A 15260-nucleotide genomic window follows, 5' to 3' on the forward strand; every position below is an offset into this window, starting at 1 on the left:
CTCGCGGACAGGACGGTCCACGACCGCGAAGTGCTCTACGCCGCCCCGCACGCCGTGCCCCGAAACGACCTGCTGGTGGAGCTGCCCGAGGGTCGCGGGGCCGGCCGAGCGGTTCGGCCGGGCGAGTCGGAGCCGACCGGCGACGATCTGCGCCGGCTGGCCGCCGCCGGGCTCGCGGTCGCGCCCGGCGAGGTCACGGAAGTCCTCGTCACGGGCGGCCGGCTCACCGGGGTCCGGCTCGCGGACAGGACGGTCCACGACCGCGAAGTGCTCTACGCCGCCCCGCACGCCGTGCCCCGAAACGACCTGCTGGTGGAGCTGGGCGCCGGACCGCGCGGGAGACCGTTCGGCAGTTGTCCGGTGATCGACGAGCGTGCCCGGGCTGTGGGCGGCGGGCAGCGCGAGCGGATTCGCCGGGCAGGTCATCAACGCGGCGAGCTGCGGCTACCGGGCGGGGGCGGCGATCAGCGGGGAGCCGCTGACGGCGGACCTCGGCTCCGTCCGGGTGTAGCCGCCGCTCCCCCGGTGCACCATGGCTGCATGCTGCTCGCCCGGCTCGCCCAGGTGTCCCGGGAGGTCGCCGCGACGGCGGCCCGGTCCCGCAAGACGGCGCTGCTCGCGGAGCTGTTCCGGGAGGCGGAGCCGGACGATGTGCCGATCGTCATCCCGTATCTGGCCGGACGGCTCCCGCAGGGCCGGCTCGGCGTCGGCTGGAAGGTGCTGAGCCGCCCGGTGCCGCCGGCCGCCGCGCCCGGCCTCACGGTCCGCGAGGTCGACACGCTGCTCAGCGAGCTGGGCAAGGTGTCGGGGGCGGGCGCGCAGGCGCAGCGGGCCCGGCTCGTCGGCGAGCTGATGGGCGCGGCCACCGAGGAGGAGCAGCGCTTCCTGTTCGGTCTGCTCACCGGCGAGGTACGGCAGGGCGCGCTGGACGCCGTCGCAGTGGAGGGCCTCGCCCGGGCGACCGGCGCCGACCCGGCCGCCGTACGGCGGGCGGTGATGCTCGCCGGGTCGCTGCAGACGGTCGCCCGGGACCTGCTCGCCGAGGGGCCGGGGGCGCTGGAGCGGTTCCGGCTCACCGTGGGCCGGCCGGTACTGCCGATGCTGGCGCACAGCGCGTCCTCGGTCGCCGAGGCGGTGCAGAAACTGGGCGCGTGCGCGGTGGAGGAGAAGCTGGACGGCATCCGGGTGCAGGTGCACCGGGACGGCGACACGGTCCGCGTGCACACCCGCACCCTGGACGACATCACCGACCGGCTGCCCGAAGTGACCGCTGCCGCACGGGAGTTGGCGGGCGAGCGGTTCATCCTGGACGGCGAGGTGATCTCCTTCGACAGCGCCGGGCGGCCCCGGTCCTTCCAGGAGACGGCGGGCCGGGTCGGCTCCCGGACGGATGTGGCGAAGGCCGCCGGGGAGGTCCCGGTCTCCCCCGTCTTCTTCGACGCCCTGTCGGTCGACGGCACCGATCTGCTGGACCTGCCCTTCGCCGAGCGGCACGCTCAGCTGGCCCGGCTGGTGCCCGAGCCGATGCGGGTACGCCGGACGGTCGCCGCCGGGCCCGCGGACATCGCGGCGGCGGAACGGTTCCTCGCCGAGACCCTGGCCCGCGGTCACGAGGGCGTGGTGGTCAAGGCGCTGGACGCGCCCTACAGCGCGGGCCGGCGCGGCGCCTCCTGGCTGAAGGTCAAGCCCGTCCACACCCTCGACCTGGTCGTGCTGGCCGCAGAGTGGGGCCACGGCCGCCGCACGGGCCGGCTGTCCAACCTCCACCTCGGCGCCCGCAGCCCGGACGGCGGCTTCGCGATGCTCGGCAAGACCTTCAAGGGCATGACCGACGCGATGCTCGCCTGGCAGACCGAGCGGCTCCGGGAACTGGCCGTCGAGGACGACGGCTGGGTGGTCCGGGTCCGCCCCGAACTCGTCGTGGAGATCGCCTACGACGGCCTGCAGCGCTCCTCCCGCTACCCGGCCGGCGTCACCCTGCGCTTCGCCCGCGTCGTCCGCTACCGCGAGGACAAGCGCCCTGAGGAGGCCGATACGGTGGAGGCCCTGCTGGCGGCCCACCCGGAGGTCGGACCATGACGGTGCGTGCGACGAAACGCAGCGCGGGACTGCTGGTGTTCCGGCACACCGATGAGGGCCTGGAGGTATTGCTCGGCCATATGGGTGGTCCGCTCTGGGCGAAGAAGGACGCGGGGGCGTGGACCGTCCCCAAGGGCGAGTACGAGCCCGACGAGCCCGCCTGGGAGGCCGCCCGGCGCGAGTTCCGGGAGGAGCTGGGGCTGGCGCCGCCCGACGGGGAGGCCGTACCGCTGGGCGAGGTCGTGCAGAAGAACGGCAAGGTCGTCACGGCGTGGGCGGTGGAGGCGGACCCGGATCTGACGGGATTCGCCCCCGGCAGCTTCACCATGGAGTGGCCGCCGAGGTCCGGCCGGATGCGGGAGTTCCCGGAGCTGGACCGGGTGGAGTGGCTCGGCGTGGACCGGGCCCGTGAGCTGATCATCACGGCACAGACCGCGTTTCTCGACCGGCTGGCGGAGCACTCGTCCTGAAGGGACGCCACGCGTTGCGTACGGCGGTAGCGCGCGCGAAGGTCGAAGCAAGCCCGCTCCCAGGGAGGTCAGCCATGCCCATCGCGACGGTGAACCCCGCGAACGGCGAGACGCTCAAGACGTACGAGGCCATGGGCGAGGAAGAGCTGGAACGCCGGCTCCAGCTCGCCGAGGCCACGTTCCGCACCTACCGGACGACCTCCTTCGTCGACCGCGGCCGACTGCTGCTGAGGGCCGCCGATCTGCTGGAGGAGGACCAGCGGGAGATCGGCCGGGTGATGACCACGGAGATGGGCAAGCCGGTCAAGCAGGCCTGGGCGGAGGCCGCCAAGTGCGCCAGGGCGATGCGCTGGTACGCCGAGAACGCCGAGCGGCTGCTCGCCGACGAGGAGCCCGCCGAGGCGGACGTACGGGACTCCGGCGCGTCACGGGTACGGGTGCGCTACCGGCCGCTCGGCCCCGTGCTCGCGGTGATGCCGTGGAACTTCCCGCTCTGGCAGGTGATCCGGTTCGCCGCACCCGCGCTCATGGCCGGCAACGTGGGCCTGCTCAAGCACGCCTCCAACGTCCCCCAGACGGCCCTTTACCTGGAGGACCTGTTCCACCGTGCGGGCTTCACGGAGGGCTGTTTCCAGACACTGCTGATCGGCGCGGGCGCGGTGGACGACATCCTGCGCGACGAGCGGGTGAAGGCGGCGACGCTGACGGGCAGCGAGCCCGCGGGCCGGGCGGTCGCCGCCACCGCCGGGGAGATGATCAAGAAGACGGTGCTGGAGCTGGGCGGCAGCGACCCGTACGTCGTCATGCCCTCCGCCGACCTGGACCGGGCGGCCGAGGTCGCGGTCACCGCACGCGTGCAGAACAACGGGCAGTCCTGCATCGCGGCCAAGCGGTTCATCGTGCACCGCGACGTCTACGACGCCTTCGCCGAGAAGTTCGTCGCCGGGATGCGGGCGCTCAAGGTCGGCGACCCGCTGGAGGAGGACACCGAGATCGGGCCGCTCGCCAGCGAGCAGGGGCGGCGGGACCTGGAGGAACTCGTCGACGACGCGAAGCGCAGCGGCGCCCGGGTGCTGTGCGGCGGCGAGCGGCCGGACGGGCCGGGCTGGTACTACCCGCCGACCGTGCTGGCCGGGATCACCCGGGAGATGCGCATCCACCGGGAGGAGGCGTTCGGGCCGGTGGCCACGCTGTACCCGGCCGGCGACCTGGACGAGGCGCTGCTCATCGCCAATGACTCGGCGTTCGGTCTGAGTTCCAACGTGTGGACGCGGGACGACGGCGAGGTGGAACGGTTCGCGCGGGATCTGGAGGCCGGATCCGTGTACGTCAACGGGATGACGGCCTCCCATCCGGCGTTCCCCTTCGGCGGGGTCAAGCGGTCCGGGTACGGGCGTGAGCTGTCCGGGCACGGAATCCGCGAGTTCTGCAACATCACCACGGTTTGGCAGGGTGCGTGAGCGCCGCGCGGCTAGCATCCGGTCTGTGAACGGCGAAGTGACTCTGCCTCTGATCGTGGACGACCGCGGGGCCTTGCAGGTGGCCGCGGCCGATGTGAGCAAGCTGCTGCGGACCGTGGGGGCTCGGTGGCTGCGGCTTGTCGAGGCCGGGGAGCAGGGGCTGGACGAGGACACGGTTGCGGCTTTGACCATCGAGCTGGCCAAGCTGGCGGATCGTATCGACGTCGCCTGCATCGCGCACAGCAGTGGCGCGCCGTAGGGTTTCGGCGCAGGTCAGCGCAGCGTTTCCCAGAACATCCCCTCGTATGCCTGAAGCAGGCTTCCGTAGGTGTGTGCGCGGTCCGGGTCCAGGGTGCCGGTGTCCAGGGCCGTCTGCACGGCCGCCGTCGCCTGTTCGTCCAGGTCCGGAGCCGGTGCGGCGAAGAAGTCGAAGAACGCGCAGGCCTCGTCCCCGAAGCCGTAGTGCGTGCGCAGCCCTGTCGCGATGCGGGCGCAGTAGCCGCCCCAGGCGGAGAAGTTCGCCGTGAGGGCCAGGACGACGTCCGCCGGGGCGGCGTTGAGGGCCAGCCAGGAGACGTAGGCGGGGTAGGCCTGGCAGCCGGCCAGGGGGACGTAGCCGCGGGAGGTGTCCTCCGTCACTCCGCCGGCCCGGGCGAAGGCCTCCAGGTGCGCCGCCGCCAGCTCCTCGCCGGTCGCGAGCGTGGTGAAGAAGGCCGCGGCGGCGGGCTCGGCGCGCTGCGCCAGATGGTCGAAGGAGCGGCGGTCGGCCGGGATCACCCACTGCTGTTCCAGGGCGAGCCTCGCCAGCAGCCGCACGGGCGCCTCGCCGCGTTCCACGAGCGGGACGACGGGGTTGGTCTCCGGGTCCGGGGCGAGTGCCCTGACGGTCGTCTGCAGCAGGTCACCGGCCGTTGCCGTCATGGTGTTCTCCCTCGCGCGGACGTGCGGCTTCTCGTCCGAGCCTGACACGGTGTCCCCGGTCTGGAGTAGTTCGGCGAGAGAACGTCGCCGGACCGAGTGATCGTGGGTGAACCACCTCCCAAGGTGAACGACCTTCTGACCGGTGGGCGAAGGCCTTCCGGAAGGCTGAAAGCAGGCACGGTTCATGGCGACTTTGTGCAGACCCTCGGTGTCGGTTCCGGAGCACGTGATCACGATGGAGGAGACGCTCGAGCTGGCGCGCTCCCGTCACGCCGATCACCCGCAACTGCCGCTCGCGCTGCGGCTGATCGAGAACACGGGCGTCAGGACCCGGCACATCGTGCAGCCCATCGAGGAAACCCTCAAGCACCCCGGCTTCGCGGAGCGCAACAAGCTCTACGAGGCCGAGGCCAAGGCACGCGTCCCCGCGGTGATCCAGCGGGCGCTCGACGACGCGGAACTCCTCACCACCGACATCGACGTGATCATCTACGTCTCGTGCACGGGCTTCATGATGCCCTCGCTCACGGCGTGGCTGATCAACGAGATGGACTTCGACTCCACGACCCGGCAGTTCCCCATAGCCCAGCTGGGCTGTGCGGCCGGCGGCGCGGCGATCAACCGCGCGCACGACTTCTGCACGGCCTACCCCGAGGCCAACGCACTGATCGTGGCCTGCGAGTTCTGCTCGCTGTGCTACCAGCCCACCGACCTGGGTGTCGGCTCGCTGCTCTCCAACGGTCTGTTCGGTGACGGCATAGCCGCCGCCGTGGTCCGCGGCAAGGGCGGCACCGGCGTCGAGCTGGAGCGCAACGGCTCGTACCTGATCCCGAAGACCGAGGAGTGGATCATGTACGACGTCCGGGCGACCGGGTTCCACTTCCTGCTCGACAAGCGGGTGCCTGCCACGATGGAGCCGCTGGCCCCGGCCCTCCAGGACCTCGCGGGCATGCACGGCTGGGACGCGTCCGACCTGGACTTCTACATCGTCCACGCCGGCGGCCCGCGCATCCTCGACGACCTCAGCAAGTTCCTCCAGGTCGACCCGCACGCGTTCCGGTTCAGCCGGGCCACCCTCACCGAGTACGGCAACATCGCCTCCGGCGTCGTGCTGGACGCGCTGCGCCGGATGTTCGACGAGGGCGGCGCCGAGCACCGGGCGCGCGGGCTCCTCGCCGGGTTCGGGCCCGGCATCACCGCGGAAATGGCGCTGGGCCGCTGGCGCAGCTCTGACCGAGAAACGGCATGAGTACGGCATGACCGAAGAGACGCTCACCGAGACCCTGCCCCCGATCCGGCACTGGCCGGCGCTCGACCTGACCGGGACGGACTTCGACCCGGTGCTGAGAGAGCTGATGCGCGAAGGACCGGTCACCCGCATCCAGCTGCCCAACGGCGAAGGCTGGGCCTGGCTGGTGACGCGGATGGACGACGTGCGCATGGTCACCAACGACCCCCGCTTCAGCCGCGAGGAGGTCATGAAGAAGCCGGTCACCCGGCTGGCCCCGCACTTCATCCCGGACCCGGGCGCGGTCGGCTTCCTCGACCCGCCCGACCACACCCGGCTGCGCCGCTCGGTGGCGGCCGCGTTCACCACGAAGGGGGTGGAGCGGGTACGCGAGAAGGCGCGCGCCATGCTCGACGAACTGGTCGACGAACTCCTCCAGGACGGCCCGCCCGCCGATCTCACGGCCACGATCCTCAGCCCGTTCCCGATCGCGGTGATCTGCGAAATGATGGGCGTCCCGGCCGCCGACCGGCACATCATGCACACCTGGACGCAGCTCATCCTGTCCTCCTCGAACGGCAAGGAGGTCAGTGAGAAGGCCAAGCGGGAGATGGCCGCCTACTTCTCCGACCTGATCGGGCTGCGCGAGAACAGCACGGCCGAGGACGTCACCTCACTGCTCGGCGCCGCGGTGGGCCGGGGCGAGGTGACACTGGAGGAGGCCGTCGGCCTGGCCGGTCTCCTGCAGATCGGCGGCGAGGCGGTCACCAACAACAGCGGGCAGATGTTCTATCTGCTGCTGACCCGGCCCGACCTGGTGGACCGGCTGCGCGCGGAACCTGAGATCCGCCCCAAGGCGATCGACGAACTCCTGCGCTGGATCCCGCACCGCAGCGCGGTCGGCCTGTCCCGGATCGCCATGGAGGACGTGGAGATCCGGGGCGTGCGGATCCGCGCGGGCGACGCGGTCTACAACTCCTACCTGGCCGCCAACCGCGACCCGGAGGTCTTCCCCGACCCGGAGACCATCGACTTCTCCCGCAGCCCGAACCCCCATGTGTCCTTCGGCTTCGGCCCGCATTTCTGCCCCGGCAACATGCTGGCCCGGCTGGAGGAGGAACTCATGGTGGACGCCCTGCTGGACCGGGTGCCGGGCCTGCGTCTGGCCGTACCGCCGGAGCAGGTGCCCTTCAAGAAGGGCGCGCTGATCCGGGGTCCCGAGGCCCTGCCGGTGACCTGGTGAGCAGCCCATGACCTGGACCGAGGGACTGACCGAGGGCCTGTATGTGCCGCCGGGCCACGGCCGTGTCGTGGAGACCCCGGCCCAGCGGGTCACGTTCAAGGTCACCGGCACGCATTCGCGGATGGCCTCCACCTTCGAGGTGGAGGTCCCGCCGGGCTTCGACGTGGGCGCGCATGTGCACACCCGCAGCGAGGAGCTGTTCTACGTCCTGGAGGGGGAACTGGACGTCCTCGCCTTCGAGCCGCGCATCCGCACCCCCGACAACTGGCAGAGGTGGGAGTCGAGTTCGGGCGGCAAAGTGGTACGGGCGACCCCGGGCACGCTCGTCGTCGTACCACCAGGGTGCCCGCACGCCTTCACCAACCCGACGGACGCACCCGCGAAGATGTTCTTCCAGGCGTCTCCCCCACCGGACCACGAGCGCTACTTCGAGGAGCTGCTGGAGATCCTCGGCAACGGCGGCCCGCCGGACCAGGAGGCCATCGAGGCGCTACGCGCCAAGTACGACATCCAGCAGCTGACTCCGCTGAGGCGCAGATGACTACCTGATCGGCATCCCGGCCAGCGTACGCGCGATGACGAGCCGCTGGATCTCGCTCGTCCCCTCGAAGATCGTGTAGATCGCGCTGTCCCGGTGCATCCGCTCCACCGGGTACTCCCGGGTGTACCCGTTGCCGCCCAGGATCTGAATGGCCTGCGCGGTCACCTTCTTCGCGGTCTCACTGGCGAAGAGCTTCGACATGGATCCCTCGGCGGCGGTGAACGGCCTGCCGTTGACGGCCATCCACGAGGCACGCCAGACCAGCAGCCGGGCCGCGTCGATCTGCGTCCGCATGTCCGCGAGCTGGAAGGCGACGCCCTGGTTGTCGATGATGGGCCGCCCGAACTGCTCGCGGGTCCTGGCGTAGTCGAGGGCGACCTCGTACGCGGCCCGGGCGGTGCCGACCGCCATCGCGCCGACGGCCGGGCGGGACGCCTCGAACGTGGCCATGGCCGCGTTCTTCACGCGCTCGCCTCCGGCGGCCTTCGCCTTCTCCCTGGCGCGGGCCAGCCGCTCGTCCAGCCTCTCCTTGCCGCCGAGCAGGCAGGAACCGGGAACGCGGACGTTGTCCAGGATCACCTCGGCCGTGTGCGAGGCACGGATCCCGTGCTTCTTGAACTTCTGGCCCTGGGCGAGGCCCTCCGTGCCCGGCGGGACGATGAAGGACGCGTGGCCCTTGGAGCCCAGCTCCGGTTCGACGCTGGCGACGACGACGTGGACGTTGGCTATGCCGCCGTTGGTCGCCCAGGTCTTCGTGCCGTTGATCACCCACTCGTCCTTGGCCTCGTCGTACACGGCACGCGTGCGCAGGGAGGCGACGTCGGAGCCGGCGTCGGGCTCGGAGGAGCAGAACGCGGCGACCTTGACGTCGTTCTGGTCGCCGTACATCTGCGGGATCCAGGTGCCGATCTGTTCCTCGGTTCCGTTGGCGAGAACGCCCACGGCGGCCAGGCCGGTGCCCACAATGGAGAGGGCGATGCCCGCGTCCCCCCAGAACAGCTCCTCCATGGCCATCGGGATGCCGAGGCCGGTGGGGTCGAAGTACTGCTGTGCGTAGAAGTCGAGGGAGTAGATGCCGACCTTCGCGGCCTCCTGGATGACCGGCCAGGGAGTCTCCTCGCGCTCGTCCCACTCGGCGGCCGCGGGGCGGATCACGTCGGCGGCGAAGCCATGGAGCCAGTCCCGGACTTCCTTCTGTTCGTCGTTCAGCTCCATGGTGAACTCGGCCATGTCCCCTCCAGCGGCGGCATACGGTGTTACTAGCGGTAACCCGAGTCTGTTACCGACGGGTAGGAAAAGTCAACCGCCGATGACGCCTCGGTATCCCGTTCGATGTCAGGGGCACAGTCAGTGCTAGTTTGCGCAGGCGTCACCGAATCAGCACGGGTGGGGAGAGCACATGGACACCACACAGCGGACCGACCAGCAGCGGTCCGCCGACCGCCGACGGCGCGAGCTGCTGGAGGCCGCCGACCGGGTGGTGCTGCGCGACGGCCCGCAGGCATCGATGAACGCGATCGCCGCGGAGGCCGGCATCACCAAGCCGATCCTCTACCGGCACTTCGGGGACAAGGGCGGGCTGTACGCCGCGCTCGCCAAGCGGCACACGGACGCGCTGCTCGATTCCCTGCGGGCGGCACTGGACGCTCCCGCCGATCGGCGGGAGCGGGTCGAGTCCACGCTGGACACGTATCTCGCCGCGATCGAGGCACGTCCCCAGGTGTACCGGTTCCTGATGCATCCGGCGGAGGGAAGCCAGGGCGACCAGGGCTTCGATGTCGGCAAGCACTCGGCTCCGCTGCTTCGGCGCATGGGCGAGGAGCTGGCCCAGGTCATCGAGGAGCGGGTGGACCTCGGACCGGAGAGCCAGCGGCTCGCCCGGGTGTGGGGGCACGGGATCGTCGGGATGATGCATGCTGCGGGCGACTGGTGGCTGGGCGAAAGGCCCTGTTCCCGCGCCGAACTGGTGCGGTCGCTCGCCGATCTGCTGTGGGGGCGCCTCGCGGCCGCGGGGGACAGAATGGGAGGTCCGGGGTTCTGAGGGGTGACTCCCCTCACCGGTTCCATGAAGTGCGGGAGATCTTTCTCATCAGTCTCCGCTTGCGCCACCCCGTGAGGTGATCCGCGTACACGCGGCCCTCCAGGTGGTCGTACTCGTGCTGCAGACACCGCGCGAAGAACCCCGTGCCGTGCACGGTGACCGGCTCCCCGGTCACCGTGAAACCCTCGACCACCGCATGGTCGTAACGCTCCGTCCCCGCCTCCAGCCCCGGCAGGGACAGGCAGCCCTCGGGCCCCCGGATCACCACCCCGTCCGTCTCGACCAGCCGGGGGTTCACCACATGTCCGAGATGCCGGACATCTTCGTCGTCCGGGCAGTCGTAGACGAACACCCGCACCGGCAGCCCGATCTGATTCGCGGCCAGCCCCACCCCCTGCGCCGCGTACATCGTGGCGAACAAGTCCTCCACGAGAGCCGCGAGATCGGGGCCGAAGTCGGTGACTTCCCGGCATTGCTCGCGCAGCGGGTCGTCTCCGAGCAGGGAAAGTGGCCGGACGCGCCCGCGGGCGCCCGGGATCGTGCCGTGTCGCATAGCGGCAAGGGTACGGTTCCTTCAGCTCATGCCCGCCGCGCATGGTGTGGGCCGGGATTCGGGTGTGCGAATGGATCTCGATAGGCTGAGCACCACACCACGTTGCCGGATGGCCCAAGGCGCGGCGCGTACGCAAGGAGGATCGAGAACTGATGGCAGGCAACTCGGACCCGCTCACGCCGCGGGCCAAGCTGGCAGTGACCGCCGGCAAGGCGGTCGCTGCGGCATCGCGCGCCGCGGGACGCGGCAGCGGGTCGGTGATCGGTGGCCGGGTCGCGCTGAGACTCGACCCCGACCTGCTCGCCCGGCTCGCGCAGAACCTGGACGTCGTCCTGGTGTCGGCGACCAACGGCAAGACCACGACCACCCGGCTGATCGCGGAGGCGCTGCGCGCCGCCGGCCCGGTCGTGTCGAACGCGCTCGGCGCCAACATGCCGGCCGGCATCACCTCCGCGCTCGCGGGCGGCTCGGACGCGAAGTTCGGGGTCATCGAGGTCGACGAGAAGTACCTGGCCGGTGTGGCCCGGGACACCGACCCGAAGTGCATCGCCCTGCTCAACCTCTCCCGCGACCAGCTCGACCGCGCCGCCGAGACCCGGATGCTCGCCGAGAACTGGCGCGAGGGCCTGGCCGGCTCCAAGGCCGTCATCGTCGCCAACTGCGACGACCCGCTGGTGGTGTGGGCCGCCTCCTCCTCCCCGAACGTGATCTGGGTCGCGGCCGGGCAGATGTGGAAGGACGACGCCTGGTCCTGCCCGTCCTGCGGTGGCGTGATGCAGCGTCCCGGCGACGACTGGTTCTGCGGTGAGTGCGGGTTCCGGCGGCCGCAGCCGACCTGGGCGCTGTCCGGGGACCACGTGCTCGACCCGCACGGGTCGGCCTGGCCCATCCATCTGCAGCTTCCGGGCCGCGCCAACAAGGCGAACGCCGCCTCCTCAGCGGCTGTCGCCGCCGTCTTCGGGGTGCCGCCGCAGGTCGCCCTGGAGCGGATGTACCAGGTGCAGGCGGTGGCCGGCCGGTACGACGTCGTGCAGTTCGAGAACCGTGATCTGCGGCTGCTGCTGGCCAAGAACCCGGCCGGCTGGCTGGAGACCTTCTCCCTGATCGACCCGCCCCCCGCCCCGGTGATCCTGTCCGTGAACGCCCGCGGCGCCGACGGCACCGACACCTCCTGGCTGTGGGACGTCGACTACACCCGGCTGACCGGCCACCCGATCTTCGTGATCGGCGACCGCAAGCTGGACCTCGCCGTCCGTCTGGAGGTCGCGAACCAGCACTTCCAGGTCTGCGAGAACCTCGACCAGGCCGTGCAGATGTGCCCGCCGGGCCGGATCGAGGTCATCGCGAACTACACCGCGTTCCAGGACCTGCGCCGCCGCGTCGGCAACTGATCTTCGAAGGGCGATCACCTCATGAGCGACAACCAACTGCGGCTGGTGTGGATCTACCCGGACCTGCTGAGCACCTACGGCGACCAGGGCAACGCCCTCGTCGTGGAGCGGCGGGCCCGGCAGCGCGGTCTGGACGTGGCCCGGCTCGACGTGCGCAGCGACCAGCCGATCCCGACCTCCGGCGACATCTATCTGATCGGCGGCGGCGAGGACCGTCCGCAGCGGCTCGCGGCCGAGCGGCTGCGCCGTGACGGGCATCTGCACCGGGCGGTGGAGAACGGCGCGATCGTGTTCTCCGTGTGCGCCGGCTACCAGATCCTCGGCCACGAGTTCATCAACGACCTCGGCCAGCGCGAGCCGGGCCTCGGCCTGCTCGACGTGGTCTCGGTGCGCGGCGAGGGCGAGCGCTGCGTCGGCGATGTGCTCGCCGACATCGACCCGCAGCTCGGGCTGCCCCAGCTGACCGGCTTCGAGAACCACCAGGGCGTCACCCACCTCGGCCAGACCGCCCGCCCGTTCGCCCGGGTGAAGATCGGCAAGGGCAACGGCACCGGGGACGGCACGGAGGGCGCGTACAACGGGACCGTCTTCGGCACGTACATGCACGGCCCGGTCCTCGCCCGCAACCCGCAGATCGCCGACCTGCTGCTGAAGCTGGCGCTCGACGTCAACGCGCTGCCGCCGGTCGACGACCGCTGGTACGAGGCGCTGCGCGACGAGCGCATCGCGTCGGCCCAGCAGCCCGCGTAAGCAGCGTCTCAGCGAGATCTCAGCGTGGTCCGGCATGCTCCTCACGGGCCCGCCTGACAGGCCGTCCGCTCACATGTGCGGGCGCGTCCAGCAGGCGGACGCCCGCTACGGAGCGACCCCCTCACGCCGGTAGGGTGGCCGGGAATCCGCCGGACAACGTGGTCCGGTCTACCCGGCCCACGTTGAGAAGGTATTTCGGGCTATGCGCATTGGTGTCCTCACGTCCGGCGGCGACTGCCCCGGCCTGAACGCCGTCATCCGGTCCGTCGTGCACCGTGCCGTCGCCGACCACGGCGACGAGGTCATCGGTTTCCGGGACGGCTGGAAGGGCCTCCTGGAGTGCGACTACCTCAAACTCGACCTGGACGCCGTGGGCGGCATCCTGGCGCGCGGCGGCACCATCCTCGGCTCCTCCCGGGTCCGCCCGGAGCATCTGCGCGACGGTGTCGAGCGGGCCAAGGGGCATGTCGCGGAACTCGGCCTGGACGCGATCATCCCGATCGGCGGTGAGGGCACGCTGAAGGCGGCCCAGCTGCTGTCGGCGGGCGGGCTGCCGATCGTCGGCGTGCCCAAGACCATCGACAACGACATCGCCGTCACCGACGTCACCTTCGGCTTCGACACGGCCGTCACCGTGGCGACGGAGGCGCTGGACCGGCTGAAGACCACCGCCGAGTCGCATCAGCGCGTGCTGATCGTGGAGGTCATGGGCCGGCACACCGGCTGGATCGCGCTGCACTCCGGCATGGCGGCCGGCGCCCACGCCGTCGTCGTCCCGGAACGGCCCTTCGACATCGAGGAGTTGACGGCGAGGGTCGGCGAGCGGTTCGAGGCCGGCAAGCGGTTCGCCATCGTGGTCGCGGCCGAGGGCGCCAAGCCGAAGGCCGGCACCATGGACTTCGACGAGGGCGGCAAGGACATCTACGGCCACGAGCGCTTCGCCGGGATCGCCCGGCAGCTCTCGGTCGAGCTGGAGCAGCGGCTCGGCAAGGAGGCACGGCCGGTGATCCTCGGCCATGTGCAGCGGGGCGGTACGCCGACGGCGTACGACCGGGTGCTCGCCACGCGGTTCGGCTGGCACGCGGTGGAGGCCGTGCATCGCGGTGAGTTCGGGAAGATGACGGCGCTGCGCGGCACGGACATCGTGATGGTCTCGCTGGCCGAGGCGGTCGAGACCCTGAAGACCGTTCCGGTGGAGCGCTACGACGAGGCCGAGTGCGTCCTCTAGTTCACCCGAGAACAACCCGCCCCCGGTCACGGTCGTGACCGGGGGCGGTTCTACTCTGGGGGGCGGACAACTCGTACAACCCCCACGAATCAGGAGCCGCCGGATGGACCACAGCGGGCACGGCATGATGATGGATCTGCCGCCGTTCACGCTGGGACGGGGGCTGGAGTGGTCCGCTGACCCGTTCTTCCTCGTCGCCTGCCTGCTCGGGCTCGGGCTGTACGGCTGGGGTGTGCTGCGGCTGCGGCGGCGCGGGGACGCATGGCCCGTCGGCCGGACGGTGTCGTACGTCGTCGGTGTGCTGACCGTCGCCCTGGTGATGTGCACCAAGCTGAACGACTACGGCATGGTGATGTTCAGCGTGCACATGGTGCAGCACATGATCATCAGCATGCTGTCGCCGATCCTGATCCTGCTCGGCGCGCCGGTCACCCTGGCGCTGCGGGCGCTGTCGGCCGCCGGCCGGGGCCGCAAGGGCCCGCGCGAGCTGCTGCTGGCGCTGCTGCACAGCCGCTACATGCGGATCATCACCCACCCGGCGTTCACGATCCCGCTGTTCATCGCGAGCCTGTACGCGCTGTACTTCAGCCCGATGTTCGACTTCCTGATGGGCTCCAGGGCCGGGCACATCGGGATGATGGTGCACTTCCTCGCGGTCGGCGTGGTGTTCTTCTGGCCGATCATCGGCGTCGACCCGGGCCCGCACCGGCCGGGGCATCTGCTGCGGATGCTGGAGCTGTTCGCGGGCATGCCGTTCCACGCGTTCTTCGGTATCGCGCTGATGATGGCGTCGACGCCGATGGTGAGCACCTTCGAGCACCCGCCGGCCTCGCTCGGCATCGACGCGCTGTCCGACCAGAACGCGGCCGGCGGTATCGCCTGGGCGTTCAGCGAGATCCCGTCCGTGCTGGTGCTGATCGCGCTGCTGTTCCAGTGGTACGGCTCCGAGCAGCGGCAGGCCAAGCGCAAGGACCGGGCCGCCGACCGGGACGGCGACAAGGAACTGGAGGCGTACAACGCCTACCTGGCCTCGCTGAACGCCCGCGAGAGCTGAGCGCACGCAGGGGTTGGCGGTCACCAGGACCTGGCGGAGCCGTCCCCTCCGGGCGGGATCCGGGGCACCATGGTCGTGGACGGACCACGAGGAGGGTGTCGCGATGCCCGGTTCCACGAACGGTTCCACGAATGGCTCCACCAAGGCGATGGCGGCGCTCACGGTCGGCGGACTCGTCGTCGTGACCGCCTACACCGTCGCGCTCGGCAGCAACGGCTGGCTGTGGTTCGGCTGGGTCGTGCTGGGACTGCTGACCCTCGCGATGGTCGTCAGCCAGTCCTAGTGCCCCTGACGCGGGCGT

Annotated in this window: 16 protein-coding genes; 13 read left to right on the top strand and 3 right to left on the bottom strand. The window is 70.8% G+C overall.

Annotated features, from left to right (window positions below):
* Window positions 1-540: 540 nt before the first annotated feature.
* The 4 genes from AB0L75_RS11110 to AB0L75_RS11125 all read left to right on the top strand — a co-directional run bounded on the left by AB0L75_RS11110 (window position 541) and on the right by AB0L75_RS11125 (window position 4268).
* Window positions 541-2079 (top strand): ATP-dependent DNA ligase, encoded by a 1539-nt coding sequence (locus AB0L75_RS11110; RefSeq protein ID WP_365178915.1) that lies wholly within the window; start codon window positions 541-543, stop codon window positions 2077-2079.
* The gene (locus AB0L75_RS11115) at window positions 2076-2549 is read left to right on the top strand and encodes an NUDIX domain-containing protein (RefSeq protein WP_365178580.1); all 474 of its coding nucleotides are present in this window, start codon (window positions 2076-2078) and stop codon (window positions 2547-2549) included. The genes AB0L75_RS11110 and AB0L75_RS11115 overlap by 4 nt, the downstream gene beginning before the upstream one ends.
* Before the next feature lie 74 nt (window positions 2550-2623).
* Entirely contained in the window at window positions 2624-4009 is a 1386-nt protein-coding gene (locus AB0L75_RS11120; RefSeq protein WP_365178583.1) for an NADP-dependent succinic semialdehyde dehydrogenase, read from the top strand.
* Between the two features lie 25 nt (window positions 4010-4034).
* Window positions 4035-4268: a DUF6213 family protein gene (locus tag AB0L75_RS11125; RefSeq protein WP_193433602.1), complete on the top strand. Its 234-nt coding sequence runs from the start codon at window positions 4035-4037 to the stop codon at window positions 4266-4268.
* Between the two features lie 14 nt (window positions 4269-4282).
* On the opposite strand, the gene AB0L75_RS11130 is transcribed toward AB0L75_RS11125, so the two are convergent.
* On the bottom strand, window positions 4283-4930 hold the full coding sequence (locus AB0L75_RS11130) for a transcriptional regulator (RefSeq protein WP_365178587.1): 648 nt from the start codon (window positions 4928-4930) through the stop codon (window positions 4283-4285).
* 184 nt (window positions 4931-5114) lie between these two features.
* Between AB0L75_RS11130 and AB0L75_RS11135 the strand changes: the two genes are divergently transcribed.
* Genes AB0L75_RS11135 through AB0L75_RS11145 form a run of 3 tightly spaced genes read left to right on the top strand, consistent with a single transcriptional unit; the run spans window position 5115 to window position 7942 of the window.
* Window positions 5115-6179, top strand: coding sequence for a type III polyketide synthase (locus AB0L75_RS11135; RefSeq protein ID WP_365178590.1), 1065 nt, complete (start codon window positions 5115-5117; stop codon window positions 6177-6179).
* Window positions 6180-6186: 7 nt separating this feature from the next.
* Window positions 6187-7401 (top strand): cytochrome P450, encoded by a 1215-nt coding sequence (locus tag AB0L75_RS11140; protein ID WP_365178593.1) that lies wholly within the window; start codon window positions 6187-6189, stop codon window positions 7399-7401.
* A 7-nt stretch (window positions 7402-7408) separates the two neighbouring features.
* On the top strand, window positions 7409-7942 hold the full coding sequence (locus AB0L75_RS11145; RefSeq protein WP_365178596.1) for a cupin domain-containing protein: 534 nt from the start codon (window positions 7409-7411) through the stop codon (window positions 7940-7942).
* Here the strand turns inward: AB0L75_RS11145 and AB0L75_RS11150 are convergent, their stop codons facing one another.
* Window positions 7943-9172 (bottom strand): acyl-CoA dehydrogenase family protein, encoded by a 1230-nt coding sequence (locus AB0L75_RS11150; RefSeq protein ID WP_365178598.1) that lies wholly within the window; start codon window positions 9170-9172, stop codon window positions 7943-7945. It lies immediately after the preceding gene.
* A 169-nt stretch (window positions 9173-9341) separates the two neighbouring features.
* Here AB0L75_RS11150 and AB0L75_RS11155 point away from each other — a divergent pair, with 169 nt between their 5' ends.
* Window positions 9342-9983, top strand: a complete 642-nt coding sequence (locus AB0L75_RS11155; RefSeq protein WP_365178601.1) for a TetR family transcriptional regulator — start codon at window positions 9342-9344, stop codon at window positions 9981-9983.
* A 13-nt stretch (window positions 9984-9996) separates the two neighbouring features.
* On the opposite strand, the gene def is transcribed toward AB0L75_RS11155, so the two are convergent.
* Window positions 9997-10536, bottom strand: a complete 540-nt coding sequence (gene def, locus AB0L75_RS11160; protein WP_365178604.1) for a peptide deformylase — start codon at window positions 10534-10536, stop codon at window positions 9997-9999.
* Window positions 10537-10688: 152 nt separating this feature from the next.
* On the opposite strand from def, the gene AB0L75_RS11165 reads away from it, so the two are divergent.
* The 5 genes from AB0L75_RS11165 to AB0L75_RS11185 all read left to right on the top strand — a co-directional run bounded on the left by AB0L75_RS11165 (window position 10689) and on the right by AB0L75_RS11185 (window position 15242).
* Window positions 10689-11927 (top strand): MurT ligase domain-containing protein, encoded by a 1239-nt coding sequence (locus AB0L75_RS11165; protein ID WP_365178606.1) that lies wholly within the window; start codon window positions 10689-10691, stop codon window positions 11925-11927.
* Window positions 11928-11948: 21 nt separating this feature from the next.
* Window positions 11949-12677, top strand: a complete 729-nt coding sequence (locus tag AB0L75_RS11170) for a glutamine amidotransferase (protein ID WP_365178609.1) — start codon at window positions 11949-11951, stop codon at window positions 12675-12677.
* 202 nt (window positions 12678-12879) lie between these two features.
* Complete coding sequence (locus AB0L75_RS11175) at window positions 12880-13905, top strand: 6-phosphofructokinase (protein WP_365178612.1); 1026 nt, start codon at window positions 12880-12882, stop codon at window positions 13903-13905.
* A gap of 103 nt (window positions 13906-14008) precedes the next feature.
* The gene (locus AB0L75_RS11180) at window positions 14009-14959 is read left to right on the top strand and encodes a cytochrome c oxidase assembly protein (RefSeq protein ID WP_365178614.1); all 951 of its coding nucleotides are present in this window, start codon (window positions 14009-14011) and stop codon (window positions 14957-14959) included.
* A gap of 103 nt (window positions 14960-15062) precedes the next feature.
* Window positions 15063-15242, top strand: coding sequence for a hypothetical protein (locus AB0L75_RS11185; protein ID WP_365178616.1), 180 nt, complete (start codon window positions 15063-15065; stop codon window positions 15240-15242).
* The last annotated feature ends 18 nt before the right edge of the window (window positions 15243-15260 follow it).

Origin of the sequence: Streptomyces sp. NPDC052101 (assembly GCF_040680235.1) — a bacterium.
In the GTDB taxonomy this organism is placed as follows: domain Bacteria; phylum Actinomycetota; class Actinomycetes; order Streptomycetales; family Streptomycetaceae; genus Streptomyces.